The sequence below is a fragment of the Nocardia sp. NPDC056064 genome (assembly GCF_042266925.1).
In the GTDB taxonomy this organism is placed as follows: Bacteria; Actinomycetota; Actinomycetes; order Mycobacteriales; family Mycobacteriaceae; genus Nocardia.
In genome coordinates, this window is the sequence record NZ_JBHJWO010000001.1 from 767,814 (window position 1) to 789,874 (window position 22,061).

Below are 22,061 nucleotides of genomic sequence, written 5' to 3' on the forward strand. Positions count from 1 at the left end.
AACAACCGGTGTCCTCCCCGCCACGTCCGGCGGCCCGCCCCAGATCAGTGGCGGCGGATGGTGGCCAGCCAGGCGGGACTCGCCTCGTCGAATCGGGTACGGAGAAGGGCGGGTGCGATGGTGGTGATCTGCCAGTCGGGCGGCGCGAATGCCGCGGCGATGGCGTCGCGGCTGACCGGATGCGGCCCCGGGTTCGGGCCGGTATCGCTGAAGCACAGCAGAGAGAGTGTGGCCCCGGGCGCGGTGATCGTGGCCAGACCCGCTGCGTAGGTGGCCTGTTCGGTGGCGTCGAAGGTGTGGAACAGCGCGGAGTCCAGGACGGTGTCGAAGCGTCGGCGCAGCCGTTCCAGGTGCAGCGCGTCAGCCAGGGCGAACTCGATATCGAGCCCTCGGCCGGTGGCCTTCGCCCTGGCCATGGCCAGGGCGGGCTCGGCGACATCGATGCCGAGTACGCGCAGGCCGTGCGCGGCGATGGCCACCATGTTGTCGCCGGTGCCGCAGCCGGCGTCGAGGACGTCACCGTGGAACGCGCCCGCCGCGATCAATTCGACCACCGCCGGTTGCGGTGCGCCGATGTCCCACGGCGCGGGACCGGGCAGGTAGGACGCCGCCCACGGCTGCCCGCTGCCACGTTCGTGGCTGGTCGGTGGACGATCCCCGGCGCTCATCAGCGGACGAACACCGCGCAGCGTTCGGCCAGGTCGAGCACCGGTTGCGGGAAGACACCGAGCAGGACGGTCGCACCGGCCCCGAAGGCGATCACCAGCGTGGTCGCGAACGGCGCGGTGACGGTCGGTGCGTCGGTGGGCGGGTCGGTGAAGAACATCAGCACGATCACCCGCACGTAGAAGAACGCGGCGATCGCGCTGCAGACCACACCGATGACGACCAGCGGGGTGTACCCGGCTCCGGACGCGGCGGCGAAGACCGCGAACTTGCCGACGAACCCGCTGGTCAATGGCAGACCCGCGAACGAGAGCAGCAGCAACGCGAACGCCGATGCCAGCCAGGGGGACCGGCGGCCCAGCCCGGCCCACTGCGACAGCGCGGTCGCCTCGTCGCCGGAGGCGTCGCGCACCAGGGTGACCACCGCGAACGCGGCGACCGTGCCGAGCCCGTAGGCCAGCAGATAGAACAGCACCGCGGCCACCCCGGCGCTGTCGGCCGCGACCAGGCCGACCAGCAGGAACCCGGCGTGCGCGATCGAGGAGTAGGCGAGCATCCGCTTCACGTCGGTCTGGGTGATCGCCATGACCGCGCCGACCACCATGGTCGCCACCGCGATCGCGGCCAGTACCGGCCGCCAGTCGTCCCGCAGCGCGTCGACGGCGACCATCAGCACCCGCAGGGTGGCGCCGACCGCGGCGATCTTGGTGGCCGCGGCCATGAACGCGGTGATCGGTGTCGGCGCGCCCTGGTAGACGTCGGGCACCCACGCCTGGAACGGCACGACACCGATCTTGAACAGCAAGCCGACCGCGAGCATGCCGATGCCGAGCAGCGCCAGCGTCGCGTCCTCGGGCTGCTGATCCAGCGCCGCGCCGATTCCCGGCAGCGACACCGTCCCGGTCTGCCCGTACAGCAGCGCGACACCGTAGAGGAAGAACGCCGAGGAGAACGCGCCGAGCAGGAAGTACTTGAGCGCCGCCTCCTGCGAGAGCAGCCGCCTGCGCCGGGCCAGCCCGCACAGCAGATACAGCGGCAGCGACAGCACTTCCAGCGCCACGAACATCGTCAGCAGATCGTTGGACGCCGGGAACAACAGCAGACCGCCCAGCGCGAGCATGGTCAGCGGGAACACCTCGGTCGTCGACACCCCGGCACGCACGGCGGCCAGTTCGTCGGCGCTGCCCGGCACCGCCGACGCCTGCGGGGTGAACGCGTCCACTCCGCGGTCGAGGGTGGCCGCCGCCCGGCTCCAGGTGCCCGGCCCGCTGCGGGCTCGCGGGACGGCACCGCGTTCGGCGATCAACAGCAGCCCCAGCAGCGCGACCAGCAGAATCGTGCCCTGCAGGAACAGCGTCACCCCGTCGACGGCGACCGCGCCGACCACCGCGGTGGCACGTGACCCCGACAGCAGCACCACGGCGACCAGGGCGCCGATCACGCCACCGAGGCCGAGGAGCAGCTGGGTGGGATACCGCGCCGGGCGCGGCACGAACGCTTCGACGAGCACGCCGACCACACCGACCGCGAACACGATCAGCATCGGCGCGAGCAGGTGGTATTCGATGCTCGGTGCGGGCAGGGTGGCGGCGAGCTCGTTGCTGGTCACGAAGTCCGTCCTCATCGGTGTCCGCCCGCGGGCTGAGTGGCCGCGCCCGCCTCGGGAGCGGGAACCGTCGGCGCGGGATCATGCTGACCGATCGTCGAGAGTGTGTGTCCCACCGCGGGATCCACCAGGTCGAGAATCGGTTTCGGGTAGAAGCCGAGCACCAGCAGCGCCACGAGCAGCGGCACGACGACGGCCAGCTCGCGGGGTACCAGGTCACGCAGATGCTCGTTGCCCTGTTTCAGCGGGCCGGTCATCATCCGCTGGTACAGCCACAGCACGTAGATCGCGGCCAGTACCAGCGCGCCGGTCGCCACCACGGCGGCCACCTTGTATTTGCTGAAGGTGCCGACGAGGACCAGGAATTCGCTGATGAACGGCGCGAGTCCCGGCAGCGAGAGGGTGGCCAGACCGGCGATGAAGAACGTTCCCGCCAGCACCGGCGCGACCTTCTGCACGCCGCCGAACTCCGCGATCATCCGGGTGCCGCGCCGCGAGACCAGGAACCCGGCGATGAGGAACAGTGCCGCCGTGGACAGTCCGTGGTTGACCATGTAGAGCGTGGCACCGGATTGGGCCTGGCTGGTCATGGCGAAGATGCCGAGGATGATGAACCCGAAGTGCGAGATCGAGGTGTAGGCGATCAGGCGCATGACATCGGTCTGGCCGATCGCCAGCAGCGCACCGTAGATGATGCCGATGACGGCCAGGGTGATCACCATGGGCGCGAACGTGCTCGACGCGAGCGGGAACAGCAGCAGGCAGTAGCGCAGCATGCCGAAGGTGCCGACCTTGTCGACCACCGCCATCATCAGCACCGCGCTCGACGGGGTCGCCGAGACCGCCGCGTCGGGCAGCCAGGTGTGCAGCGGCCACAGCGGCGCCTTGACCGCGAAGGCGAACAGGAAGCCGAGGAACAGCAGATCGAGGACCGCCGCGCTGCCACCGAGGCTGCCGTCCTGCACGGCGGCGACGATCAGGCGCAGGTCGAAGGTGCCCGCGGAGTCGCTGCCCAGCCCGGCGCGGGCGGTGAGCACGTAGAGCCCGATCACCGCGGCGAGCATGATCAGTCCGCCGAACAGGTTGTACAGCAGGAACTTCACCGCCGCGCGCGAGCGCTGGGCGCGCACCGCGGCGTCGTCGGTGCGGGGCCCGAAACCGCCGATGAGGAAGTACATCGGGATGAGCATGGCCTCGAAGAAGATGTAGAACAGCAGCACGTCCAGCGCCAGGAACGAGATCAGCACCATCGACTCGACCAGCAGCATCAACGCCATGTACAGGTGCACGGTCTTGCGGCCGTCCCCGGCGGCGCGGTCGTCGTGCCAGCCGGCCAGGATCAGCAGCGGCAGCAGTACCGCGGTGAGCAGGACCAGGGCGGTGGCGATGCCGTCGAGCCCCAGCGTGTAACCGACGCCGAACGCCGGAATCCATTCGTGGGCTTCGACGAACTGGTACTGCTCACCGCCGGGCTGGAACCGCACCGCGAGGGTGACCGCCAGCGCGAGCACACCGATCGACACCACCAGCGCCAGCGCGCGGGCCACGGTGCGCCGTCCGGCGGGGACCAGCAGGACCGCGGCCGCGCCGACGGCGGGGGCCAGCCAGAGCGTCGTCAGCCAGGGAAACGAGTTCACCAGAACCTCACCGCCAGCAGGGCAGCGGCCACCAGGGCCGCGCCGGTGAACATGGACAGGGCATAGGACCGCACGAAACCGGTTTGCACCGTGCGGATTCGCGCGGACAGTCCACCGATCGCGGCGGCGGTGCCGTTGACGATCCCGTCGACACCGCGCGCGTCGAGGAACACCAGCGCCCGCGTCAGATACTTGCCGGGACGCTCGAACGCCGCCTCGTTGACCGCGTCACCGTAGAGGTCCTTGCGCGCGGCCGTGGTCAGCACGCTCACCTTCTCGGGGGCGGTCTCGGGGACGGGGTTCTCGGCGTAGGCGCGGTAGGCGACGGCGACACCGATCACCACCACGGTCAACGCCAGCCCGGTGACCACGGCGGCCGGGATCACCGGCTCGGCATGGTGGGTGCCGACCACCGGCGCCAGCCAGTTCACCAGCGAGGAGCCCCACACGAACAGGCCACCGGCGAACACCGAACCGAACGCCAGCAGGATCATCGGGCCGGTCATCACCGCGGGCGCCTCGTGCGGGTGGGTGTCGGGCCGCCAGCGGCGTTGCCCGAAGAACGTCATCAGCATGACGCGGGTCATGTAGAACGCGGTCAGGCCCGCACCGACGAGAGTGACCGTGCCCAGCAGGATTCCGACACCGCCCCCGTGATCGAAGGCGGCCTCGATGATCTTGTCCTTGGAGAAGAACCCGGACAGCGGCGGCACCCCGATGATGGCCAGATAGCCCAGGCCGAAGGTGACGAAGGTGATCGGCATGAGCGTGCGCAGGCCGCCGTAGCGGCGCATGTCGGTCTCGTCGTCCATCGCGTGCATCACCGAACCGGCACCGAGGAACAGGCCGGCCTTGAAGAAGCCGTGGGTGAGCAGGTGCATGATCGCGAACGCGTATCCGGCCGGTCCGAGGCCGACGGCCAGGATCATGTACCCGATCTGGCTCATGGTGGAGGCGGCCAGTGCCTTCTTGATGTCGTCCTTGGCGCAGCCGATGATCGCGCCGAACAGCAACGTCACCGCGCCGACCGCGAGCACCGCGAGACGGGCGTTCGGCGCGAGATCGTAGATCGGGTTGGAACGGGCGATCAGGTAGACACCGGCGGTGACCATGGTCGCGGCGTGGATGAGCGCCGAGACGGGGGTGGGGCCCTCCATGGCGTCACCGAGCCAGGACTGCAGCGGCACCTGCGCGGATTTGCCGCAGGCGGCCAGCAACAGCAGCAGCCCGATCGCGGTGAGGGTGCCTTCGCTCGCGCCCGGGGTCGCGGCGAACACGGTGCGGAAGTCGAAGGAACCGAACGTCGCGAACATGGTCATCATGGCGATGGCCAGGCCCATGTCACCGACCCGGTTGACCACGAACGCCTTCTTGGCCGCGGTGGCCGCCGACGGCTTGTGATACCAGAACCCGATCAGCAGGTAGGAGGCGAGACCGACGCCTTCCCAGCCGAGGTAGAGCACCAGGAAGTTGTCGGCCAGGACCAGCACCAGCATGGCGGCCAGGAACAGGTTGAGGTAGCCGAAGAAGCGGCGCTTGTCCTCGTCGTGGCTCATGTAGCCGATCGAGTAGAGATGGATCAGCGAGCCGACGCCGGTGATGAGCAGCGCGAAGCAGATCGACAACTGGTCCAGTTGCAGCCCGAAACCGACCCGCAGGGCACCGGCGGGCACCCATTCGAACAGTTGCAGGTGGATCGCGCGGTCGGCGTCGGCGCGGCCGAGCATCTCGGCGAACGCGACCACCGCGATCGCGAACGCGGCCAGCGCGGCGGCGGTCCCCAGGTACACGCCCCAGCGGTCGGCGCGGCGCCCGAGCAGCAACAGCACGATCGCGCCGGCCAGCGGCAGGGCGGGCAGCAGCCACAACGTTGCGGTACCCATGTCAGAACTTCAGCAGGTTGGCGGTGTCGACCGAGGTCGACCGGCGGGCACGGAAGATCGTCATGATGATCGCCAGACCGACCACGACCTCGGCGGCGGCCACGACCATGGTGAAGAACGCGATCACCTGTCCGTCGAGGTTGCTGTGCAGCCGGGCGAAGGTGACGAAGGCCAGGTTCACCGCGTTGAGCATCAGCTCGATGCACATGAACACCACGATCGCGTTGCGGCGCAACAGCACTCCGGCGGCGCCGATGGTGAACAGCAGCGCAGACAGGAACAGGTAGTTCTGGGGGTTCACCGGGTGCCTTCCTCGTCGGCCGTCGGGGTGACGTCGCGGCCCGCGCCCACCGAGAGCGCGGCGGCCTCGGTGTGGGCGCGGGTGCGGCGGTGACGCAGGATCGTGCTCACCGACAGCTCCTCGAAGGACCCGTCGGGCAGCTGGGCCGGGCTGTCGACCGCGTTGTGCCGGGCGTACACGCCGGGTGTGGGCAGCGGCGTCGCGCGCTGTCCGGCGGTGCGGAACCGGTCGCGCGACATCTCGCGCTGGCCGCGGCGCGGGGTGAAGTGCTCGCGATGGGCCAGGACCATGGCACCGATGGTCGCGGTGATCAGCAGCGCGCCGGTGAGCTCGAATGCCCACACGTAGCGCAGGAAGATCAGTTCGGCCAGTTCGGCGATCACGTCACGACCCCCGAAGCCGCGTCCGGGATAGCGGGTTCCGCTGCCGCTCAACGCCGAACCGATCCCGCCGATGAGCAGCAGACCGAACCCGAGCCCCACGACAGCGGCGGCGATCCGCTGCCCGCGCAATGTTTCCCGCAGCGATTCCGCGGAGTCGACGCCCACCAGCATCAGCACGAACAGGAACAGCATCATCACCGCGCCGGTGTAGACCACGATCTGCACGACGCCGAGGAACAGCGCTCCCTGCGCGATGTAGAACACGGCCAGGGCGATCATGGTGGCGGCCAGGCACAGCGCCGAATGCACGGCCTTGGCGGCGGTCACCATGCCGAGCGCGCCGAGCACCGCGATCGGGGCCAGCACCCAGAACAGCACCGCTTCGCCGGTGGAGGTGTTCGCGATCTCGGCGGCCAGTACGTGTGCGCTGGTCATCGCAGCACCTCCTCCGATGTCGGGGGCTGTACGCGGCCCAGGTAGTAGTCACCGGCGTCGGTACCGGGCGCCATCGCGTGCGGCGGGGCGGCCATGCCCGGCTCCATCGGGGCCAGCAACCGGTCCTTCTCGTAGATGAGGTCGGCGCGGTTGTCGTCGGTGAGCTCGTATTCGTTGGTCATGGTGAGCGCACGGGTCGGGCAGGCCTCGATGCACAGGCCGCAGCCGATGCAACGCAGATAGTTGATCTGGTAGACGCGCCCGTACCGTTCACCGGGCGAGAACCGTTCGTCCTCGGTGTTGTCGGCGCCTTCGACATAGATCGCGTCGGCGGGGCACGCCCACGCGCACAGTTCGCAGCCGATGCATTTCTCGAGCCCGTCGGCGTACCGGTTGAGCTGGTGGCGGCCGTGATAGCGCGGCGCGGTCGGCACCTTCTGTTCGGGATAGGACTCGGTGTTGGGCTTCTTGAACATGGTGGCCGCGGTGACCGCGAAGCCCGCCAGCGGTTCCAGCAGCCCGACCTCGGGTTCCGCGGATACCTGACGTGGCGGCATCGGCGGCACCGGGAACCCGAGGAAGACCGCCGTTTTCGCGGGTTCGGGCTGCGGCAGCGGCGGTAGTCCTCGATCTCGTCCCGCCCGCAGGAATGTCGCGATGAGCGCCGCGGTGATCACCACGCCGACACCGACGAGGATCGCGTTCTGGCCGGGGATGCCCTCGATGTCGAGGACCCGGGCGGCGGCGACGATCATCACCCACACCAGCGAGGTCGGGATGAGCAGTTTCCAGCCCAGATTCATGAACTGGTCGTAGCGCAGGCGGGGCAGGGTGCCGCGCAGCCAGACGAACACGAACAGGAACGTCCACACCTTGATCGTGAACCACAGCAGCGGCCACCATCCGGAATTGGCGCCCTCCCACAGGCTGATCGGGAACGGCGCCCGCCAGCCCCCGAGGAACAGGGTGGTCGCCAGCGCCGACACCGTGGCCATGTTGACGTATTCGGCCAGCATGAACATGGCGAACTTCAGCGACGAGTACTCGGTGTGGAAGCCGCCGACGAGTTCGCCTTCGGCTTCGGGCAGATCGAAGGGGGCGCGGTTGGTCTCGCCGACCATGGCCACGCAGTAGATGAGGAACGAGGGCAGCAGCAGGAAGGCGTACCAGGTGCCTTCCTGCGCGGACACGATGCCCGAGGTGGCCATGGTGCCCGAGAGCAGGAACACCGTGGCGAAGGTCAGTGCCATGGCGATCTCGTAGGAGATCACCTGCGCGGTCGAACGCAGGCCACCCAGCAGCGGATAGGTGGAGTTCGACGACCAGCCGGCCAGCACGATGCCGTAGACACCGATCGAGGTGATGGCCAGGATGTAGAGCACGCCGACGGGCATGTCGGTGAGCTGCAACGGGGTGCGGGTGCCGAAGATCGACACCTCGGGACCGAAGGGGATCACCGCGAACGCCATGAACGCCGGGATCACCGAGATGATCGGGGCCAGCACGAAGATCGGCTTGTCCACCAGGGCCGGGACGATGTCTTCCTTGAGCGCCATCTTCACGCCGTCGGCGATGGACTGCAGCATCCCGCCGGGGCCGAGCCGGTTGGGGCCCAACCGCATCTGCATGCGTGCCACCACACGGCGTTCGGCGAACACGGCGATGAGCGGCACGAGCATCAGGTACACGAACACGCCCAGCGCTTTGACGATCACCAGCCACAGCGGGTCGGTGCCGAAGACCGCGTCGGCCGCGAGGTAGCGCACGGAATCACTCATGACGGTGTTCCTTCATCCTGTCGTCGGCACGGCGCAGACGCACGACGGCGCCGGGCGTCACCCCGAGTTCGGCGGCGACCGTGGAACCGGGCGAGTGCAGCGGCAGCCACACGACCCGGTCGGGCAGGTCGGTGATCATCAGCGGGACGGTGATCTCGCCGCGGTCGGTGTAGACGATGACGTGATCGGCGTCGGCGGCTTCGATCTCGGCGGCCGTGGCGGCCGAGAGCCGTGCCACCGGTGGCCGCGCGACACCGGCGAGATTCGGTTCACCGTCCTGCATCCGGCCCGCGTCGAGCAGCATCCGCCAGCCGGCGAGCACCGCGGTGCCGGGGCCGGGCGCGGGGCGGGTCTGGCTGGTGTGTTCGGGAACGCTGACCGGGTCACCGTTCCAGGCGCCCAACGCGTCCAGTTCGGTCCGTGCGGCGGCGGCGTCGGGCAGGCCGATCCCGACGCCCATCTCGGCGGCCAGCGAATGCAGCACCCGCAGGTCCGAGAGCGGGGCGGCGACGCGGCGGGTGGTGTCGAGCGGGGCCGCCGCGAACGGGCGCGGCCTGCCCTCCCAGGTGCGGAAGGTGCCCGACTTCTCCATGGCGGTCGCGACCGGGAACACGACATCGGCGCGTTCGGTGACGGCGCTGTGGCGGATCTCCAGGCTGACGACGAACCGCGCGGCGTCGATGGCGGCCAGCGCGGCCGCCGGATCGGGCAGATCGGCCGGATCGACACCACCGATGACCAATGCCCCGGCCTGCGGGGCGTTGGCGAGGATGCCCGCGGTGTCGCGGCCCAGGCTGACCGGCAGCTCGTCGGACTGCCAGCGGTGCCGAACCTGCTGGCGGGCCGCCGGATCGATGACGGGACGCCCGCCGGGCAGCAGACTCGGCAGGGCGCCGGCTTCCAGCGCGCCGCGTTCCCCGGCCCGCCGCGGCACCCAGGCGAGCCCGGCGCCGGTGGCGTCGGCCAACCGGATGACCGCCGAGAGCGCGCCGGGGCTACCCGCGAGCCGTTCACCGGCCATGATCACCGCACCGGGCGTGCGCAGCAGGTCCATGAGTTCGGTGGCGTCGGGGGAGGTTTCGGCGCCGATCGCGGCGAGGACGTCGGCCTCACCGCAGGGTGGGGTCTGGATGAGTGCCCCGGCGAGACGTTCGAGCCCGCGGGAGGCGAACGGGGCCAGCGACACCACCCGCAGCCGGTTCTTCCTGGCGGCCTTGCGCAACCGCAGATAGACGATCGGTGATTCTTCCTCGGGTTCGAATCCGACGAGCAGCACCACCGGCGCCTGACTCAGTGCCTGATAGTCGACCCGAATCCCGCGTCCGGCGATCCGCGCGGCCAGGAACCGTTCCTCCTCCTCGGAGTGGACGCGGCTGCGGAAGTCGATGTCGTTGGTGGCCAGCACCATTCGCGCGAACTTGCCGTAGGCGTAGGCCTCCTCCTCGGTGACCCGTCCACCCACCAGCACCCCGGCATTGCCGATGGCGGCGCGCAGCCCGGTCGCGGCGGCGGCGAGCGCCTCTGGCCAGGACGCGGGAGCGAGCACGCCGTCCCAGCCACGAACCAGCGGAGTGGTCAGCCGGTCGCGTTCGGTGGCGTAGGCGAAAGCCCACCGGCCCTTGTCGCAGTTCCATTCCTCGTTGACCTGCGGGTCGTCACCGGCCAGGCGGCGCAGCACCTTTCCGCGCCGGTGGTCGGTGCGTTGCGCGCAGCCCGAGGCACAGTGTTCGCAGACGCTCGGTGTGGAGACCAGGTCGAACGGGCGGGCCCGGAACCGGTAGGAGGTGCCGGTGAGGGCACCGACCGGGCAGATCTGGACGGTGTTGCCGGAGAAGTACGAGTCGAGCGGTTCGGCCTGGGCGATGCCGACCTGTTGCAGCGCACCACGATCCATCAACTCGATGAACGGGTCACCGGCCACCTGCTGGGAGAAGCGGGTACAGCGCGCGCACAGCACACACCGTTCCCGGTCCAGCAGCACCGCCGAGGACAACGGGATCGGCTTGGGATAGGTACGTTTCTCGCCCTCGAACCGGGATTCGGCGCTGCCGGTGGACATCGCCTGGTTCTGCAGCGGGCATTCACCGCCCTTGTCGCACACCGGGCAGTCCAGGGGGTGGTTGATCAGCAGCAGCTCCATCACCCCGCGCTGCGCCTTCTCCGCGACCGGCGAGCTGAGCTGGGTGTGGGCGACCATGCCGTCGGTGACCGGGATCGTGCAGGAGGCCACCGGTTTGCGCTGCCCTTCGACCTCGACCAGGCACTGGCGGCACGCGCCGACCGGTTCGAGCAGCGGGTGGTCGCAGAAGCGGGGGATCTGCACGCCGATGAGTTCGGCGGCGCGGATCAGCAGGGTGCCCGCGGGGACCTGGATGGTGGTGTCGTCGATGGTGACACTCACCAGGTCGGCGGGGACCACGCCGCTGCTGTTGCCCGGGGCGATGGCCGTCATCGGATGCCTCCCTCTGCCGGGGCCCACACCGTGGCGCGGGCCGGATCGAACGGGCACCCGCCGCGGCGCTGATGTTCGAGGTATTCCTCGCGGAAGTACTTCAGCGAGGAGAAGATCGGGCTGGCCGCGCCGTCGCCGAGCGCGCAGAACGACTTGCCGTTGATGTTGTCGGCGATATCGGCGAGCTTGGCCAGATCGGCCTCGCTGCCCCGGCCCGCCTCCAGATCGCGCAGCAACTGCACCAGCCAGTAGGTGCCTTCCCGGCACGGGGTGCATTTACCGCACGATTCGTGGGCGTAGAACTCGGTCCAGCGCAGCACCGCCCGCACGACACAGGTGGTGTCGTCGAAGATCTGCAGCGCCTTGGTACCGAGCATGGACCCGGCGGCGGCGACACCTTCGTAGTCCAGTGGCACGTCGAGGTGTTCGGCGGTGAACAGCGGCGTCGAGGACCCGCCGGGGGTCCAGAATTTCAGGGTGTGCCCGGCCCGTACGCCGCCGGCGTAGCCGAGCAGTTCCCGCAGCGTGATGCCCAGTGGCGCCTCGTATTGGCCGGGCCGGGCGACATGCCCCGACAGCGAGTACAGCGTGAACCCGGGCGACTTGTCCGAACCCATCGACCGGAACCATTCGGTGCCGTGACGCAGGATCGAGGGCACACTGGCGATGGATTCGACATTGTTGACCACCGTCGGGCACGCGTACAGGCCCGCCACCGCGGGAAACGGCGGCCGCAACCGGGGCTGGCCGCGTCTGCCCTCGAGCGAATCGAGCAGCGCGGTCTCCTCCCCGCAGATGTAGGCGCCCGCTCCGGCGTGCACGATCAGCTCCAGATCCACGCCCGACCCGAGGATGTCGCGACCGAGGAACCCCGCCGCATACGCCTCGGCGACCGCGGCTTGCAGTCTGCGCAGCACCGGCACGACTTCCCCGCGCACGTAGATGAACGCGGTCTGCGCGCGAATTGCGTAGGCGGCGATGATCACGCCCTCGACAAGGGTGTGCGGGGTGGCCAGCATGAGCGGGATGTCTTTGCAGGTGCCGGGTTCGGATTCGTCGGCGTTGACGACGAGGTAGTGCGGTTTCGTGGTGCCGTCGGGGCCGGGACCCTGCGGGATGAACGACCATTTCATCCCGGTGGGGAAACCGGCGCCGCCGCGGCCGCGCAGCCCGGCGTCCTTGACGGTCTGGATCACCTCGTCGGGGGCCATGCGCAGGGCGGCGCGCAGGCCCTCGTAGCCGCCGGTGGCGGTGTAGCGGTCGAGCGTCCACGACCGGGGTTCGGCCCAGTGGGCGCTGAGTACCGGGGTCAGGGTCATCTCGGGTCCCCCTGCCCGGTGGCGTCGTCGGCTTCGGCGGCGTGCAGACCGGCCAGGGTCGCTGCCCCCGGGGCGCCCTCGAGAGCGTCGGGGCGGTCGTCGGGGAAGCCGGCGAGGATGCGGGCGGTCTCGCGGAACGTGCACAGGGGCGCGCCGCGAGTCGGCCGCACCTGGTGCCCGGCGCGCAGGGCGTCGGTGATCGCGACGGCGGATTCGGGGGTCTGGTTGTCGAAGAACTCCCAGTTCACCATCATGACCGGCGCGTAGTCGCAGGCGGCATTGCACTCGATGTGCTCGAGGGTGATCGCGCCGTCCTCGGTGGTCTGCCCGTGCCCGATACCCAGATGCTGTTGCAGCGTGGCGTAGATGGCGTCGCCGCCGAGCACCGCGCACAGCGTGTTGGTACAGACACCGACGTGGTAGTCGCCGGTCGGGGTGCGCCGGTACATCGAGTAGAAGGTGGCCACCGCGGTGACCTCGGCGCCGGTGAGCCCGAGATGGTCGGCGCAGAAATCGATGCCGGTACCGGTGACACAGCCTTCTTCGGCCTGCACCAGGTGCAGCAGCGGCAGCAGAGCCGACCGCGGGTGCGGGTAGCGGGCGATGACCTCTTTCGCGTCCAGCTCGAGACGCTGCCGCACGTGCGGCGGATACGGTTCGGGCCGGGTGGTGAGGTTCAGGAGGATGGGTGTGCTCGTCATCGGTCTACCCCTCCCATGACGGGGTCGATGCTGGCGACGGCCGCGATGACATCGGCGACCATGCCGCCCTCGCACATCGCGGCCACGGCCTGCAGGTTGGTGAACGACGGGTCGCGGTAGTGCACCCGGTAGGGGCGGGTCGTGCCGTCGCTGACCATGTGCACACCCAGCTCGCCGCGCGGGGACTCGACCGCCGAATACACCTGTCCCGCAGGCACTCTGATGCCTTCGGTGACGATCTTGAAATGGTGGATCAGCGACTCCATCGAGGTGCCCATGATCTTGCCGATGTGGCGGGGCGAGTTGCCGAGGCCGTCGGGGCCCAGCTCCAGATCGGCGGGCCAGGCGATCTTCTTGTCGTCGATCATCACCGGACCGGGCCGCAGCTTGTCCAGGCACTGCTCGACGATCTTGATCGACTCGCCCATCTCGGCGATGCGGATGAGGTAGCGGCCGTAGCAGTCGCAGCCGGTGTGGGTGGGGATGTCGAATTCGTAGTTCTCGTACCCGCAATAGGGGGCGGACTTGCGCAGGTCGTGCGGCAGGCCGGTGGCACGCAGCACCGGGCCGGTGATGCCGAGTGCCATGCAGCCGGTGAGGTCGAGGTAGCCGATGTCGCGGGTGCGTTTCTTCCAGATCGGGTTGGCGGTGAGCAGGTGTTCCATATCGCGCAACCGGCCCGGCAGCAGGTCGAGCAGCTCGCGGACCTTGGTGACACCGTCGTCGGGCAGGTCCTGGGCGAGGCCGCCGGGGCGGATGAACGCGTGGTTCATCCGCAGTCCGGTGATGGCTTCGAAGACGTCGAGGATCAGTTCACGTTCCCGGAACCCGAACAGCATCGGGGTGAGCGCGCCCAGTTCCATGCCGCCGGTGGCCAGCGCCACCAGGTGCGAGGAGATGCGGTTGAGTTCCATCAGCAGCACCCGTACCACGGTGGCGCGTTCGGGGATGTCGTCGGTGATGCCGAGCAGTTTCTCCACGCCCAGGCAGTAGGCGGTCTCGTTGAAGAACGGGGACAGGTAGTCCATCCGGGTGACGAAGGTGACGCCCTGGGTCCAGGTGCGGAATTCCAGGTTCTTCTCGATGCCGGTGTGCAGGTAGCCGATGCCGCAGCGGGCCTCGGTGACGGTTTCGCCTTCGATCTCGAGGATCAGCCGCAGCACCCCGTGCGTGGAGGGATGTTGCGGGCCCATGTTGACCACGATGCGTTCTTCGCCCACACCCTCGATCACCTCGCTGACCTGGTCCCAGTCCTGGCCTGCGACGGTGACGACCTGCGGTTCGTCGCGGCGGAAATCGGTGTCGGTCATCAGCTGTAGGTCCTCCGCTCGTCGGGCGGCGGTATCCGCGCGCCCTTGTACTCCACCGGGATCCCGCCGAGCGGGTAGTCCTTGCGCTGGGGGTGACCGCGCCAGTCGTCGGGCATCGTGATGCGGGTCAGGGAGGGGTGCCCGTCGAAGAGGATGCCGAAGAAGTCGTAGGTTTCGCGTTCGTGCCAGTCGGTGGTCGGATACACCGCGAACAGCGACGGGATGTGCGGATCGGCGTCGGGCGCCGACACTTCCAGCCGCACCCGGCGGTTGTGGGTGATCGACATCAGGTGATAGACCGCGTGCAGTTCGCGGCCTTCGTCGTCGGGGTAGTGCACGCCGTTGACGCCCAGGCACAGTTCGAACCGCAGCGCGGAGTCGTCGCGCAGGGCGCTCGCGACCGCGACGAGGTGTTCGCGGTAGACGTGCAGGGTGATCTCGTCGCGGAAGACGACGATCTTCTCCACGACACTGTCGAAGGCGATCACGCGCTGGGTGAGCGCGGCGCGCACGGTGCCGACGAAGGCGTCGAACCAGCCGCCGTAGGGCGGTGGGGTGCCCGCGGGCAGGGTGACCGGGGTGACGAGTCCGCCGTAACCGGAGGTGTCGCCGGTGCCGCTGACACCGAACATGCCGTGGCGGGTACCGATCACCTCGTCCTCGGCGGGTGTGGGCTGCGACGGTGTGGGCGGGGTCGATTCCTGCGGAACGTCCTGTCCCGCAGGGGTGTCGGCGCCGTCGGGTGCGTCGAAGGTCATCGCAGCAGGCCCTCCATCCGGATGGTGGGCGTGCTGGCCAGCGCGGCCTGTTCGGCGGCACGCACCGCTTCCTCCCGGTTCACACCCAGTGGCATCTCGGCGATCTTGGCGTGCAGTGCGAGGATCGCGTTGAGCAGCATCTCCGGGCGCGGCGGGCAGCCGGGCAGGTAGATGTCGACGGGGACGACGTGGTCGACGCCCTGCACGATCGCGTAGTTGTTGAACATGCCGCCCGAGGACGCGCACACGCCCATGGCGAGCACCCATTTCGGTTCGGTCATCTGGTCGTAGACCTGCCGCAGCACCGGCGCCATCTTCTGGCTGACCCGCCCGGCGACGATCATCAGATCGGCCTGGCGGGGAGAGGCGCGGAAGGCTTCCATGCCGAAGCGGGCGATGTCGAATCGTCCGGCGCCGGTGGCCATCATCTCGATCGCGCAGCACGCCAGCCCGAAGGTGGCGGGCCAGACCGAGCCTTTGCGCAGGTAGCCGGCGAAATCTTCGACGGTGCTCAGCAGGAACCCGCTGGGCAGTTTCTCTTCGAGACCCATAATTTCCCACTCATTCCCAGCTGAGGCCGCCGCGGCGCCACTCGTAGGCGTAGGCGACGGACACATTGACGATGAACAGCGCCATCGCGGCGAGACCGAACAGCCCGAGCGCGTCGAAATGCACGGCCCACGGGTAGAGGAAGACGATCTCGATGTCGAAGATGATGAACAGCATCGCCGTCAGGTAGTACTTGACCGGAAAGCGCTGCCCGGTGGCGTTTCCCGGTCCACCCGCGATGGCGTGCGGTGTCGGCTCGATGCCGCATTCGTAGGGTTCGAGTTTGGCCCGGTTGGTGCGTTTGGGGCCGACCAGCGCCGCCATGACGACGGAGAACACGGCGAACGCCGCGGCGATGGCGCCGAGTACGAGTGCGGGCACCTCGATATTCACGACTGCACTTCCCCTCCTCGCTGGAGCAGGCCGAGCCGTGTGGCCCGGCCGCGGACGGCAGCTTGGCGAGACGGGGCCGACAACGTTGTCCGCCGAACCGGGGCTCGCGCAAGGCTGTGCAGCGATGGCGGAGCGTTATACCTGAGCCCGCGCTCGTGTGAGCTAGAGCACAGCGTACCGCCGTCGCGAGGGTCCGCCGACCGTTTCCGGGCCCGGTTTTGATCGATTTCGGTACCGCGATTCATGAGCGATACGCGGGTAATCGCCCATGGGCACGCCGACGGGAACCACGGGTGTTACCAGTGGTGATGGGCGGAAAGGTGCGATGGGGACTATCCGACGGATCGGGACGATGCCGATCAGCGCGCGAGCAACACCCCGGCGACGGCGTTGGTCAGTTGCATCGGGTCGATCGGATGCGAGACCGCGGCCTCGGCGCGCGACCAGTTGGCCAGCCAGGCGTCGTCGGGACGGCCGGTGAGCACGACCACCGGCGGGCACTGCTCGATCTCGTCCTTGAGCTGCTTGGCGATGCCGAGACCACCCGCGGGCGCGGATTCACCGTCGAGGATCGCCAGATCGATCCCCCCGGCGTCCATCTGCTCGATGACCACCGGCGCGGTGGCCACCTCGAAGAAATCGAGTTCGGGCAGGTCGGCGCGGGGGCGACGGCCCAGCGCCAGGATCACCTGTTGACGGGTATCGGCATCGTTGCTGTAGACCAGCACACGCAGCGGGGTGGAACCAGTCGATTCGGCCACCTCCGGATCGTACGTCCGTGTGGCTCCACCCCGTGGCAGGTTGACCGGATCAGCCGGTCGCCCTGTGGCGCAAGGCCGTTACCAGGTGCCGTCCTGGACTGTCTTGTCGCCCAGTGGGATCACCGGAAGTGGTTGCTCGACAGGCGGATACGGTTGCTCGTCGGCCAGCCAGTCACCGGTCGGTTTCACCTCGGCGAGCTCTGGCGCGGCGGGCAGGTCGTCGGCATCGGCGGCGTAGTACTCGAACCAGGGCAGGCCGCGCTGCGCGTAGGACTGGGCGGTGATCGGAGTCGACGGGGCGGGCTCGCCGGTGATCTGCTGCCACTGGGCGGCTGAGGCGAGGTGGACGAAGACGCGGCCGTCGGCCTCGCTGTGGTAGTCGTCGAGTGGGCGGGGATCGGCGTAGATCTCCTGGCGCATCGTGCCGCCCGCGCCCAGGCCCATCGCCCGGGGCGCGGCGCCGGGTGCCGGCGGCGATCCGGCCATCGCCGACGGTGCCGCGCAGGCGACCGGTACCGGGCCACCGTAGCCGCCCCGGGGTCGTTCAGCGGCCTGGGTGCGCTGCCAGCTCGCCAGGGCGGTCTCGGTCAGGCCGTGGACGGCCATCTGCACCCCGCCCCATTCCTCGACACCGGTGACCTGGCCCTCCACGGTCGCGCCGAGGCCCAGCGGGACCGCGACGAACTGGCGGACTGTGCCGTCACCGGAGTTGATGCCGTCCAGCCACGGCTGGCGCGGCAGCGCGACATAGTTCTGCGGGTTCTGTCCGAGGGTGTCGCTCCACGGTTTTCCCGAGACCGCGCAGACCTTGCCGACGCCGATCTTCAACGCGGCCGGGGTCGTCGCGGAGAAGCTCAGCCACATCGCCTCACGCTGATACACCGGCAGCATCACGCCGCCACGCTCACGCCATTCGGCGGGGACGGTGTCGGGATAGTCGGCGACACGGCGCAGCGGGAACGCCCCGAAGCCCGGTGGCAACGGATAGGTCCCGGTCTCGGGCAGCCGCAGGGTGCGCAGAAAAGTCACCCGCACCCCGCCGGGCAGTTCCAGTGCGTCCCCCGACAGCTTCACCTGCATAGTCATCTCCCACCCCTTCGTTCGAATGAACCCCGTCACCGACCGTACTCAGCCCCGATGGAGGCGTCCACCGCGTAGCACGGTTCGGTCGTCGAGTACATCCTGACAGAACCCACCGACACATTCACGAGAGTTTTTGTTACTTCTACAAAAACATGTGGCGCGAGGGACCGTCGGCTGGCTACGGTCGGCAGCATGAGCAGCAGATTGCGCCACGTGGCCGTGGTGAACGAACAGATCGCCGCAGACGGCGTCTACCGCACCGCGGGTGGGAGCGAGGTGAGCATCCGTGACCAGCTGCGGGGCGCCCGCGCCGGGACCGTCTCCTACACGCCGGACCGGCTCGACGAGCTGGTGGACCGCCCGGCACCGGGTCCCGGGGACCCGCGGACCGAAGTCACCGCCGAGGGCAGCATCGAGGCGGCCCGCCGCCTCCACACCACGCACTCGCGGGTGGGCGTACTCACCTTCGCCTCCGCCCGCAACCCCGGCGGCGGATACCTGCGTGGCGCCCGCGCCCAGGAGGAGGACCTGTGCCGCAGCGCCCTGCTGTACACGTGCCTGACGCAGGCACCGGATTACTATGCCGCCCACCGGCAGTCGGACGACCTGCGCTACAGCCACCGCGTGATCGTCTCCCCGGACGTACCGGTCATCCGCGACGACCGGGGTGAGCTGGCACCCCCGTTCCCGGTCACCTTCCTGACCGCACCCGCCCCGAACGCCGGCCAGCTCGCCCGCCGGGCCGACACCGCCGATCTCGGCACCGTCCTCGCCCAGCGCGCCGAACGGGTCATCGCGACCGCTGCCCGTCACGACATCCGCGCCCTGGTGCTGGGTGCCTGGGGCTGCGGCGTGTTCGCCAATGACCCCGCCGTCGTCGCGGCGGCGTTCGATACCGCACTGCGTCGCTGGGGCGCGGCCTTCGACCACGTGGTGTTCGCCGTCTACGACCGCGACCCGGCCTCACCCAACCGCGAAGCCTTCGAGTCGCGGTTCGCCCCAGCCCGATAGTCAGGCCCTCTCGTCCCACCACCGTGGGGCGTCGTCGAGGGCCTCGTCCGGGCTCGCGAACCAGAACGGTATGCCGAGACGGCCCGCGAGGGCGGTGCCGACGGCGGTCGCTTCCTGCGCTTCGGGCCACGGGGGGACCTCGCCGTTGAACAGGCGGATGTCGCCGCCGAATCTGATCAAGGCCAGGGTGTGCTCGGTCGGCGGCGGGGCCGACACCGCTGCCAGGCAGACGAACCAGCCGCTGGTGTCGCCGTCCCAGTACGCCTCGATGGCGTGCGGCGGGTGAGGTAGCGCTGCCACCGTGGCGGCCAGCCGGTCGAGATCCAAGGGTTCGCTGGGCCGTATCCAGGGCTCACCGAGTTCGGCGCAACGGGCGACGAGCAGGTCCATGCATTCGTGCAGATGTGGGCGAGGGTCCTCCACGTTGTCCCGGATCGCCGTGATCGCCTGCAGTTTTCGCTGCCGGGCGAGGAGTTCGTCGACGCGCTGACGGATGTCGGCGGGGATTCGATCCCACAGTGGGTGTTCCACGACAACCTTTCGTTCGGGGAGGGTCCGGTGGCGGTGGAGACGGTAGCGAATGCTTCACGGCCCGATCGCGGCGTGGAAGGCGTCGGTGCCGGTTTCGAGGGGGTCGATGAGGTGGGCCAGGAACAGGCGGGTCGCGGGGGTCGGGGTGGGGGTGGTGACGGCGTGCCAGGCGCGGTCCAGGGGGGTGCCGGGGACGTCGAGGGTGTGCAGGGCACCGGATTCGAGGTGTTCGCCGACGGCGTCGGAGTGGATGAGGGTGACACCCAAACCCTCGCGGGCGGCGGCGATGACGGCGCCGTGGGAGCCCAGCGTCAGGGTGGGTGGGTCGATCTGGAGGCGGTCGAGCAGGGCGAGGGTGGCTTCGCGGGTCCCCGAGCCGGTGCCGCGCAGCAGCCAGGTGCTGTGGCGCGGGTCGGGGGTGTCGGTGCCGACGACGACCAGGGTGCTGGGGCGGCGGGCCTGGATCACCAGGTTGGCCGTGTGGGGTGGGCGCCCGGCGATGACGAGATCGGTTTCGTGGTGCTGGAGTTCGAGGAACAGCACGTCGCGCGGCTGGATCGACAGACTCAGCTCCACATCGGGGTAGCGCCGGCGAAACGACGCCAGCGGCCGCAGCACCACCGATTCCCCGGCGGTGGCCACCACGCCGATGCGCAGCCGGCCCGCGTCGGCCTGACGGACCGCGGCGTGGGCTTCCTTCATCAGCCCCAGGATGCCGCGACAGTATTCGGCGTAGACGCGGCCGGCCTCGGTGAGCGCGATCCCACGCCCGGAGCGGGCGATGAGTTTGGCGCCGAGCTGCTTTTCGACATGGGCGACCGCGGCCGAGACCGCCGCCTCGGTGACATGCAACTGGGTGGCCGCGCGCCGGATCGATCCCAGCCGGGCCACGGCCAGAAAGGTTTCCATCCGCCCCGCACTGACCCTGCCCATACCCGACGGTAGCAAACCCAACGTTTCGGTTGAGCTTTCCCGGAAAGATTCAGATTGTTTGCGGAGCATCGGCCCCTCATCCTGGAATTCGCAACGGACACACCGGATTCCACAGGAGGAACCATGGCGGAAGAAACCGAACGGGATCGTTGGGATCCGGGTGTACAGTCCTACGCCTCGATGGGCTATTACGCACCCGACTACATCCCCGCCGACACCGACGTGCTCGCGGTGTTCCGGGTGACCCCGCAGCCCGGTGTCGACCCGATCGAAGCCGCCGCCGCGGTCGCGGGCGAATCCTCCACTGCCACTTGGACTGTCGTGTGGACCGACCGGCTCACCGCGCACTCGAAGTATCAGGCCAAGTGTTACAAGGTGGTCGAGGTTCCGGGCAGACAGGGCGAGTACTTCGCCTATATCGCCTACGATCTGGACCTGTTCGAAGAGGGGTCGATCACCAACCTCACCTCCTCGATCATCGGAAATGTGTTCGGATTCAAACCGCTGCTCGCGTTGCGGCTGGAAGACATGCGCATTCCGGTCGCCTATGTCAAGACCTTCCAGGGCCCGCCGCACGGCACGGTGATGGAACGCGAATACCTCAACAAATACGGCAGGCCCCTGCTGGGCGCGACCGTGAAACCGAAACTCGGATTGTCGGCCCGCAATTACGGCCGGGTGATCTACGAAGCCTGCAAAGGCGGCCTGGATTTCACCAAGGACGACGAGAACATCAACTCCCAGCCGTTCATGCGCTGGCGCGATCGCTACCTGTTCGCCATGGAGGGGGTGAACCGGGCGATGGCCGAGACCGGCGAGATCAAGGGCCACTACCTCAACATCACCGCCGCCTCCATGGAGGACATGTACGAGCGGGCCGAGTTCGCCAAGGAACTCGGCAGCGTGGTGATCATGATGGACCTCACCGTCGGCTACACGGCCATGCAGTCGATGTCGAAGTGGGCACGCCGCAACGGTGTCCTGCTGCACCTGCACCGGGCCGGGCACTCCACCTTCACCCGGCAGAAGACCCACGGCGTCAGCTTCCGGGTGCTGGCCAAATGGTGCAGGCTCATCGGCGTCGACCATGTCCACGCCGGCACCGTGGTGGGCAAATTGGAAGGCGATCCGGCGACCACCCGCGGCTTCTACGACACCCTGCGCGAGAACAGCGTGCCGCTCAACCCGGCCAACGGCATCTTCTTCGACCAGGACTGGGCCAGCCTGCCCGGCGTGATGCCGGTGGCCTCCGGCGGCATCCACGCCGGGCAGATGCACCAGCTGCTCGACCTGTTCGGTGACGACGTCATCCTGCAGTTCGGCGGCGGCACCATCGGGCATCCGCTGGGCATCGCCGCGGGCGCCGAAGCCAACCGGGTCGCCCTGGAAGCGGTCGTCAAGGCCCGCAACGAAGGCCGCGACCTGCTCAAAGAAGGCCCCGACGTGCTGCGCACCGCCGCCTCGAGTTGCCGCCCGCTCGAGGTCGCGCTGGCCACCTGGGGGGATGTCACCTTCGATTACACCTCCACCGACGCACCCGACGCGGTGCCCACACCGAGCCTGTAGGGGAG

General features: G+C 69.0%; 20 protein-coding genes. 2 read left to right on the forward strand and 18 right to left on the reverse strand.

Annotation, left to right across the window (positions count from 1 at the left end; translation table 11 throughout):
- Positions 1-44: 44 nt before the first annotated feature.
- The 16 genes from ACFC06_RS03455 to ACFC06_RS03530 all read right to left on the reverse strand — a co-directional run bounded on the left by ACFC06_RS03455 (position 45) and on the right by ACFC06_RS03530 (position 18,018).
- Positions 45-668 (reverse strand): class I SAM-dependent methyltransferase, encoded by a 624-nt coding sequence (locus ACFC06_RS03455; RefSeq protein WP_375927429.1) that lies wholly within the window; start codon positions 666-668, stop codon positions 45-47.
- The gene (nuoN, locus tag ACFC06_RS03460; protein ID WP_375927431.1) at positions 668-2,290 is read right to left on the reverse strand and encodes an NADH-quinone oxidoreductase subunit NuoN; all 1,623 of its coding nucleotides are present in this window, start codon (positions 2,288-2,290) and stop codon (positions 668-670) included. The genes ACFC06_RS03455 and nuoN overlap by 1 nt, the downstream gene beginning before the upstream one ends.
- On the reverse strand, positions 2,287-3,909 hold the full coding sequence (locus ACFC06_RS03465; RefSeq protein ID WP_375927433.1) for an NADH-quinone oxidoreductase subunit M: 1,623 nt from the start codon (positions 3,907-3,909) through the stop codon (positions 2,287-2,289). The genes nuoN and ACFC06_RS03465 overlap by 4 nt, the downstream gene beginning before the upstream one ends.
- Positions 3,906-5,792, reverse strand: coding sequence for an NADH-quinone oxidoreductase subunit L (nuoL, locus tag ACFC06_RS03470; protein ID WP_375927435.1), 1,887 nt, complete (start codon positions 5,790-5,792; stop codon positions 3,906-3,908). The genes ACFC06_RS03465 and nuoL overlap by 4 nt, the downstream gene beginning before the upstream one ends.
- Before the next feature lies 1 nt (position 5,793).
- A complete protein-coding gene (nuoK, locus tag ACFC06_RS03475; protein ID WP_336082477.1) occupies positions 5,794-6,093 on the reverse strand; it encodes an NADH-quinone oxidoreductase subunit NuoK in 300 nt (99 codons plus the stop codon).
- A complete protein-coding gene (locus ACFC06_RS03480) occupies positions 6,090-6,911 on the reverse strand; it encodes an NADH-quinone oxidoreductase subunit J (RefSeq protein ID WP_375927438.1) in 822 nt (273 codons plus the stop codon). The genes nuoK and ACFC06_RS03480 overlap by 4 nt, the downstream gene beginning before the upstream one ends.
- Positions 6,908-8,689 carry an NADH-quinone oxidoreductase subunit NuoH gene (gene nuoH / locus ACFC06_RS03485; RefSeq protein WP_375927440.1) on the reverse strand — a complete coding sequence of 594 codons (1,782 nt, stop codon included), beginning with the start codon at positions 8,687-8,689 and terminating at the stop codon, positions 6,908-6,910. The genes ACFC06_RS03480 and nuoH overlap by 4 nt, the downstream gene beginning before the upstream one ends.
- A complete protein-coding gene (locus ACFC06_RS03490; RefSeq protein ID WP_375927442.1) occupies positions 8,682-11,141 on the reverse strand; it encodes an NADH-quinone oxidoreductase subunit G in 2,460 nt (819 codons plus the stop codon). Before ACFC06_RS03490 ends, nuoH begins: the two co-directional genes overlap by 8 nt.
- Entirely contained in the window at positions 11,138-12,460 is a 1,323-nt protein-coding gene (gene nuoF, locus ACFC06_RS03495) for an NADH-quinone oxidoreductase subunit NuoF (protein ID WP_375927444.1), read from the reverse strand. The genes ACFC06_RS03490 and nuoF overlap by 4 nt, the downstream gene beginning before the upstream one ends.
- The gene (gene nuoE, locus ACFC06_RS03500; protein WP_375927446.1) at positions 12,457-13,161 is read right to left on the reverse strand and encodes an NADH-quinone oxidoreductase subunit NuoE; all 705 of its coding nucleotides are present in this window, start codon (positions 13,159-13,161) and stop codon (positions 12,457-12,459) included. Before nuoE ends, nuoF begins: the two co-directional genes overlap by 4 nt.
- Positions 13,158-14,471 (reverse strand): NADH dehydrogenase (quinone) subunit D, encoded by a 1,314-nt coding sequence (gene nuoD, locus ACFC06_RS03505; protein WP_375927448.1) that lies wholly within the window; start codon positions 14,469-14,471, stop codon positions 13,158-13,160. The genes nuoE and nuoD overlap by 4 nt, the downstream gene beginning before the upstream one ends.
- Positions 14,471-15,229 carry an NADH-quinone oxidoreductase subunit C gene (locus tag ACFC06_RS03510; protein ID WP_375927450.1) on the reverse strand — a complete coding sequence of 253 codons (759 nt, stop codon included), beginning with the start codon at positions 15,227-15,229 and terminating at the stop codon, positions 14,471-14,473. Before ACFC06_RS03510 ends, nuoD begins: the two co-directional genes overlap by 1 nt.
- Positions 15,226-15,780, reverse strand: a complete 555-nt coding sequence (locus ACFC06_RS03515; RefSeq protein WP_278262302.1) for an NADH-quinone oxidoreductase subunit B family protein — start codon at positions 15,778-15,780, stop codon at positions 15,226-15,228. The genes ACFC06_RS03510 and ACFC06_RS03515 overlap by 4 nt, the downstream gene beginning before the upstream one ends.
- Positions 15,781-15,790: 10 nt before the next feature.
- On the reverse strand, positions 15,791-16,171 hold the full coding sequence (locus ACFC06_RS03520) for an NADH-quinone oxidoreductase subunit A (RefSeq protein WP_375927453.1): 381 nt from the start codon (positions 16,169-16,171) through the stop codon (positions 15,791-15,793).
- Positions 16,172-16,530: 359 nt separating this feature from the next.
- Positions 16,531-16,932 carry a hypothetical protein gene (locus ACFC06_RS03525; RefSeq protein WP_336082493.1) on the reverse strand — a complete coding sequence of 134 codons (402 nt, stop codon included), beginning with the start codon at positions 16,930-16,932 and terminating at the stop codon, positions 16,531-16,533.
- A 78-nt stretch (positions 16,933-17,010) separates the two neighbouring features.
- Positions 17,011-18,018 (reverse strand): hypothetical protein, encoded by a 1,008-nt coding sequence (locus ACFC06_RS03530; protein WP_375927455.1) that lies wholly within the window; start codon positions 18,016-18,018, stop codon positions 17,011-17,013.
- A 189-nt stretch (positions 18,019-18,207) separates the two neighbouring features.
- On the opposite strand from ACFC06_RS03530, the gene ACFC06_RS03535 reads away from it, so the two are divergent.
- Positions 18,208-19,026 carry a TIGR02452 family protein gene (locus tag ACFC06_RS03535; protein ID WP_375927457.1) on the forward strand — a complete coding sequence of 273 codons (819 nt, stop codon included), beginning with the start codon at positions 18,208-18,210 and terminating at the stop codon, positions 19,024-19,026.
- Here ACFC06_RS03535 and ACFC06_RS03540 read toward each other — a convergent pair whose 3' ends face one another.
- A complete protein-coding gene (locus ACFC06_RS03540; RefSeq protein WP_375927459.1) occupies positions 19,027-19,557 on the reverse strand; it encodes a hypothetical protein in 531 nt (176 codons plus the stop codon).
- Positions 19,558-19,611: 54 nt separating this feature from the next.
- Positions 19,612-20,490 carry a LysR family transcriptional regulator gene (locus ACFC06_RS03545; RefSeq protein ID WP_375927461.1) on the reverse strand — a complete coding sequence of 293 codons (879 nt, stop codon included), beginning with the start codon at positions 20,488-20,490 and terminating at the stop codon, positions 19,612-19,614.
- A 123-nt stretch (positions 20,491-20,613) separates the two neighbouring features.
- Between ACFC06_RS03545 and ACFC06_RS03550 the strand changes: the two genes are divergently transcribed.
- Positions 20,614-22,056 carry a form I ribulose bisphosphate carboxylase large subunit gene (locus tag ACFC06_RS03550; RefSeq protein ID WP_375927463.1) on the forward strand — a complete coding sequence of 481 codons (1,443 nt, stop codon included), beginning with the start codon at positions 20,614-20,616 and terminating at the stop codon, positions 22,054-22,056.
- The last annotated feature ends 5 nt before the right edge of the window (positions 22,057-22,061 follow it).

Excerpts from the sequence above, each read along its gene's own strand:
- nuoH (WP_375927440.1), bottom strand. The coding sequence starts at position 8,689 with ATGAGTGATTCCGTGCGCTACCTCGCGGCCGACGCGGTCTTCGGCACC.
- nuoF (WP_375927444.1), bottom strand. The coding sequence starts at position 12,460 with ATGACCCTGACCCCGGTACTCAGCGCCCACTGGGCCGAACCCCGGTCG.
- ACFC06_RS03530 (WP_375927455.1), bottom strand. The coding sequence starts at position 18,018 with ATGACTATGCAGGTGAAGCTGTCGGGGGACGCACTGGAACTGCCCGGC.
- nuoL (WP_375927435.1), bottom strand. The coding sequence starts at position 5,792 with ATGGGTACCGCAACGTTGTGGCTGCTGCCCGCCCTGCCGCTGGCCGGC.
- ACFC06_RS03545 (WP_375927461.1), bottom strand. The coding sequence starts at position 20,490 with ATGGGCAGGGTCAGTGCGGGGCGGATGGAAACCTTTCTGGCCGTGGCC.
- ACFC06_RS03535 (WP_375927457.1), top strand. The coding sequence starts at position 18,208 with ATGAGCAGCAGATTGCGCCACGTGGCCGTGGTGAACGAACAGATCGCC.
- nuoE (WP_375927446.1), bottom strand. The coding sequence starts at position 13,161 with ATGACGAGCACACCCATCCTCCTGAACCTCACCACCCGGCCCGAACCG.
- ACFC06_RS03515 (WP_278262302.1), bottom strand. The coding sequence starts at position 15,780 with ATGGGTCTCGAAGAGAAACTGCCCAGCGGGTTCCTGCTGAGCACCGTC.
- ACFC06_RS03455 (WP_375927429.1), bottom strand. The coding sequence starts at position 668 with ATGAGCGCCGGGGATCGTCCACCGACCAGCCACGAACGTGGCAGCGGG.
- nuoN (WP_375927431.1), bottom strand. The coding sequence starts at position 2,290 with ATGAGGACGGACTTCGTGACCAGCAACGAGCTCGCCGCCACCCTGCCC.
- ACFC06_RS03480 (WP_375927438.1), bottom strand. The coding sequence starts at position 6,911 with ATGACCAGCGCACACGTACTGGCCGCCGAGATCGCGAACACCTCCACC.
- ACFC06_RS03490 (WP_375927442.1), bottom strand. The coding sequence starts at position 11,141 with ATGACGGCCATCGCCCCGGGCAACAGCAGCGGCGTGGTCCCCGCCGAC.
- nuoD (WP_375927448.1), bottom strand. The coding sequence starts at position 14,471 with ATGACCGACACCGATTTCCGCCGCGACGAACCGCAGGTCGTCACCGTC.
- ACFC06_RS03550 (WP_375927463.1), top strand. The coding sequence starts at position 20,614 with ATGGCGGAAGAAACCGAACGGGATCGTTGGGATCCGGGTGTACAGTCC.
- ACFC06_RS03510 (WP_375927450.1), bottom strand. The coding sequence starts at position 15,229 with ATGACCTTCGACGCACCCGACGGCGCCGACACCCCTGCGGGACAGGAC.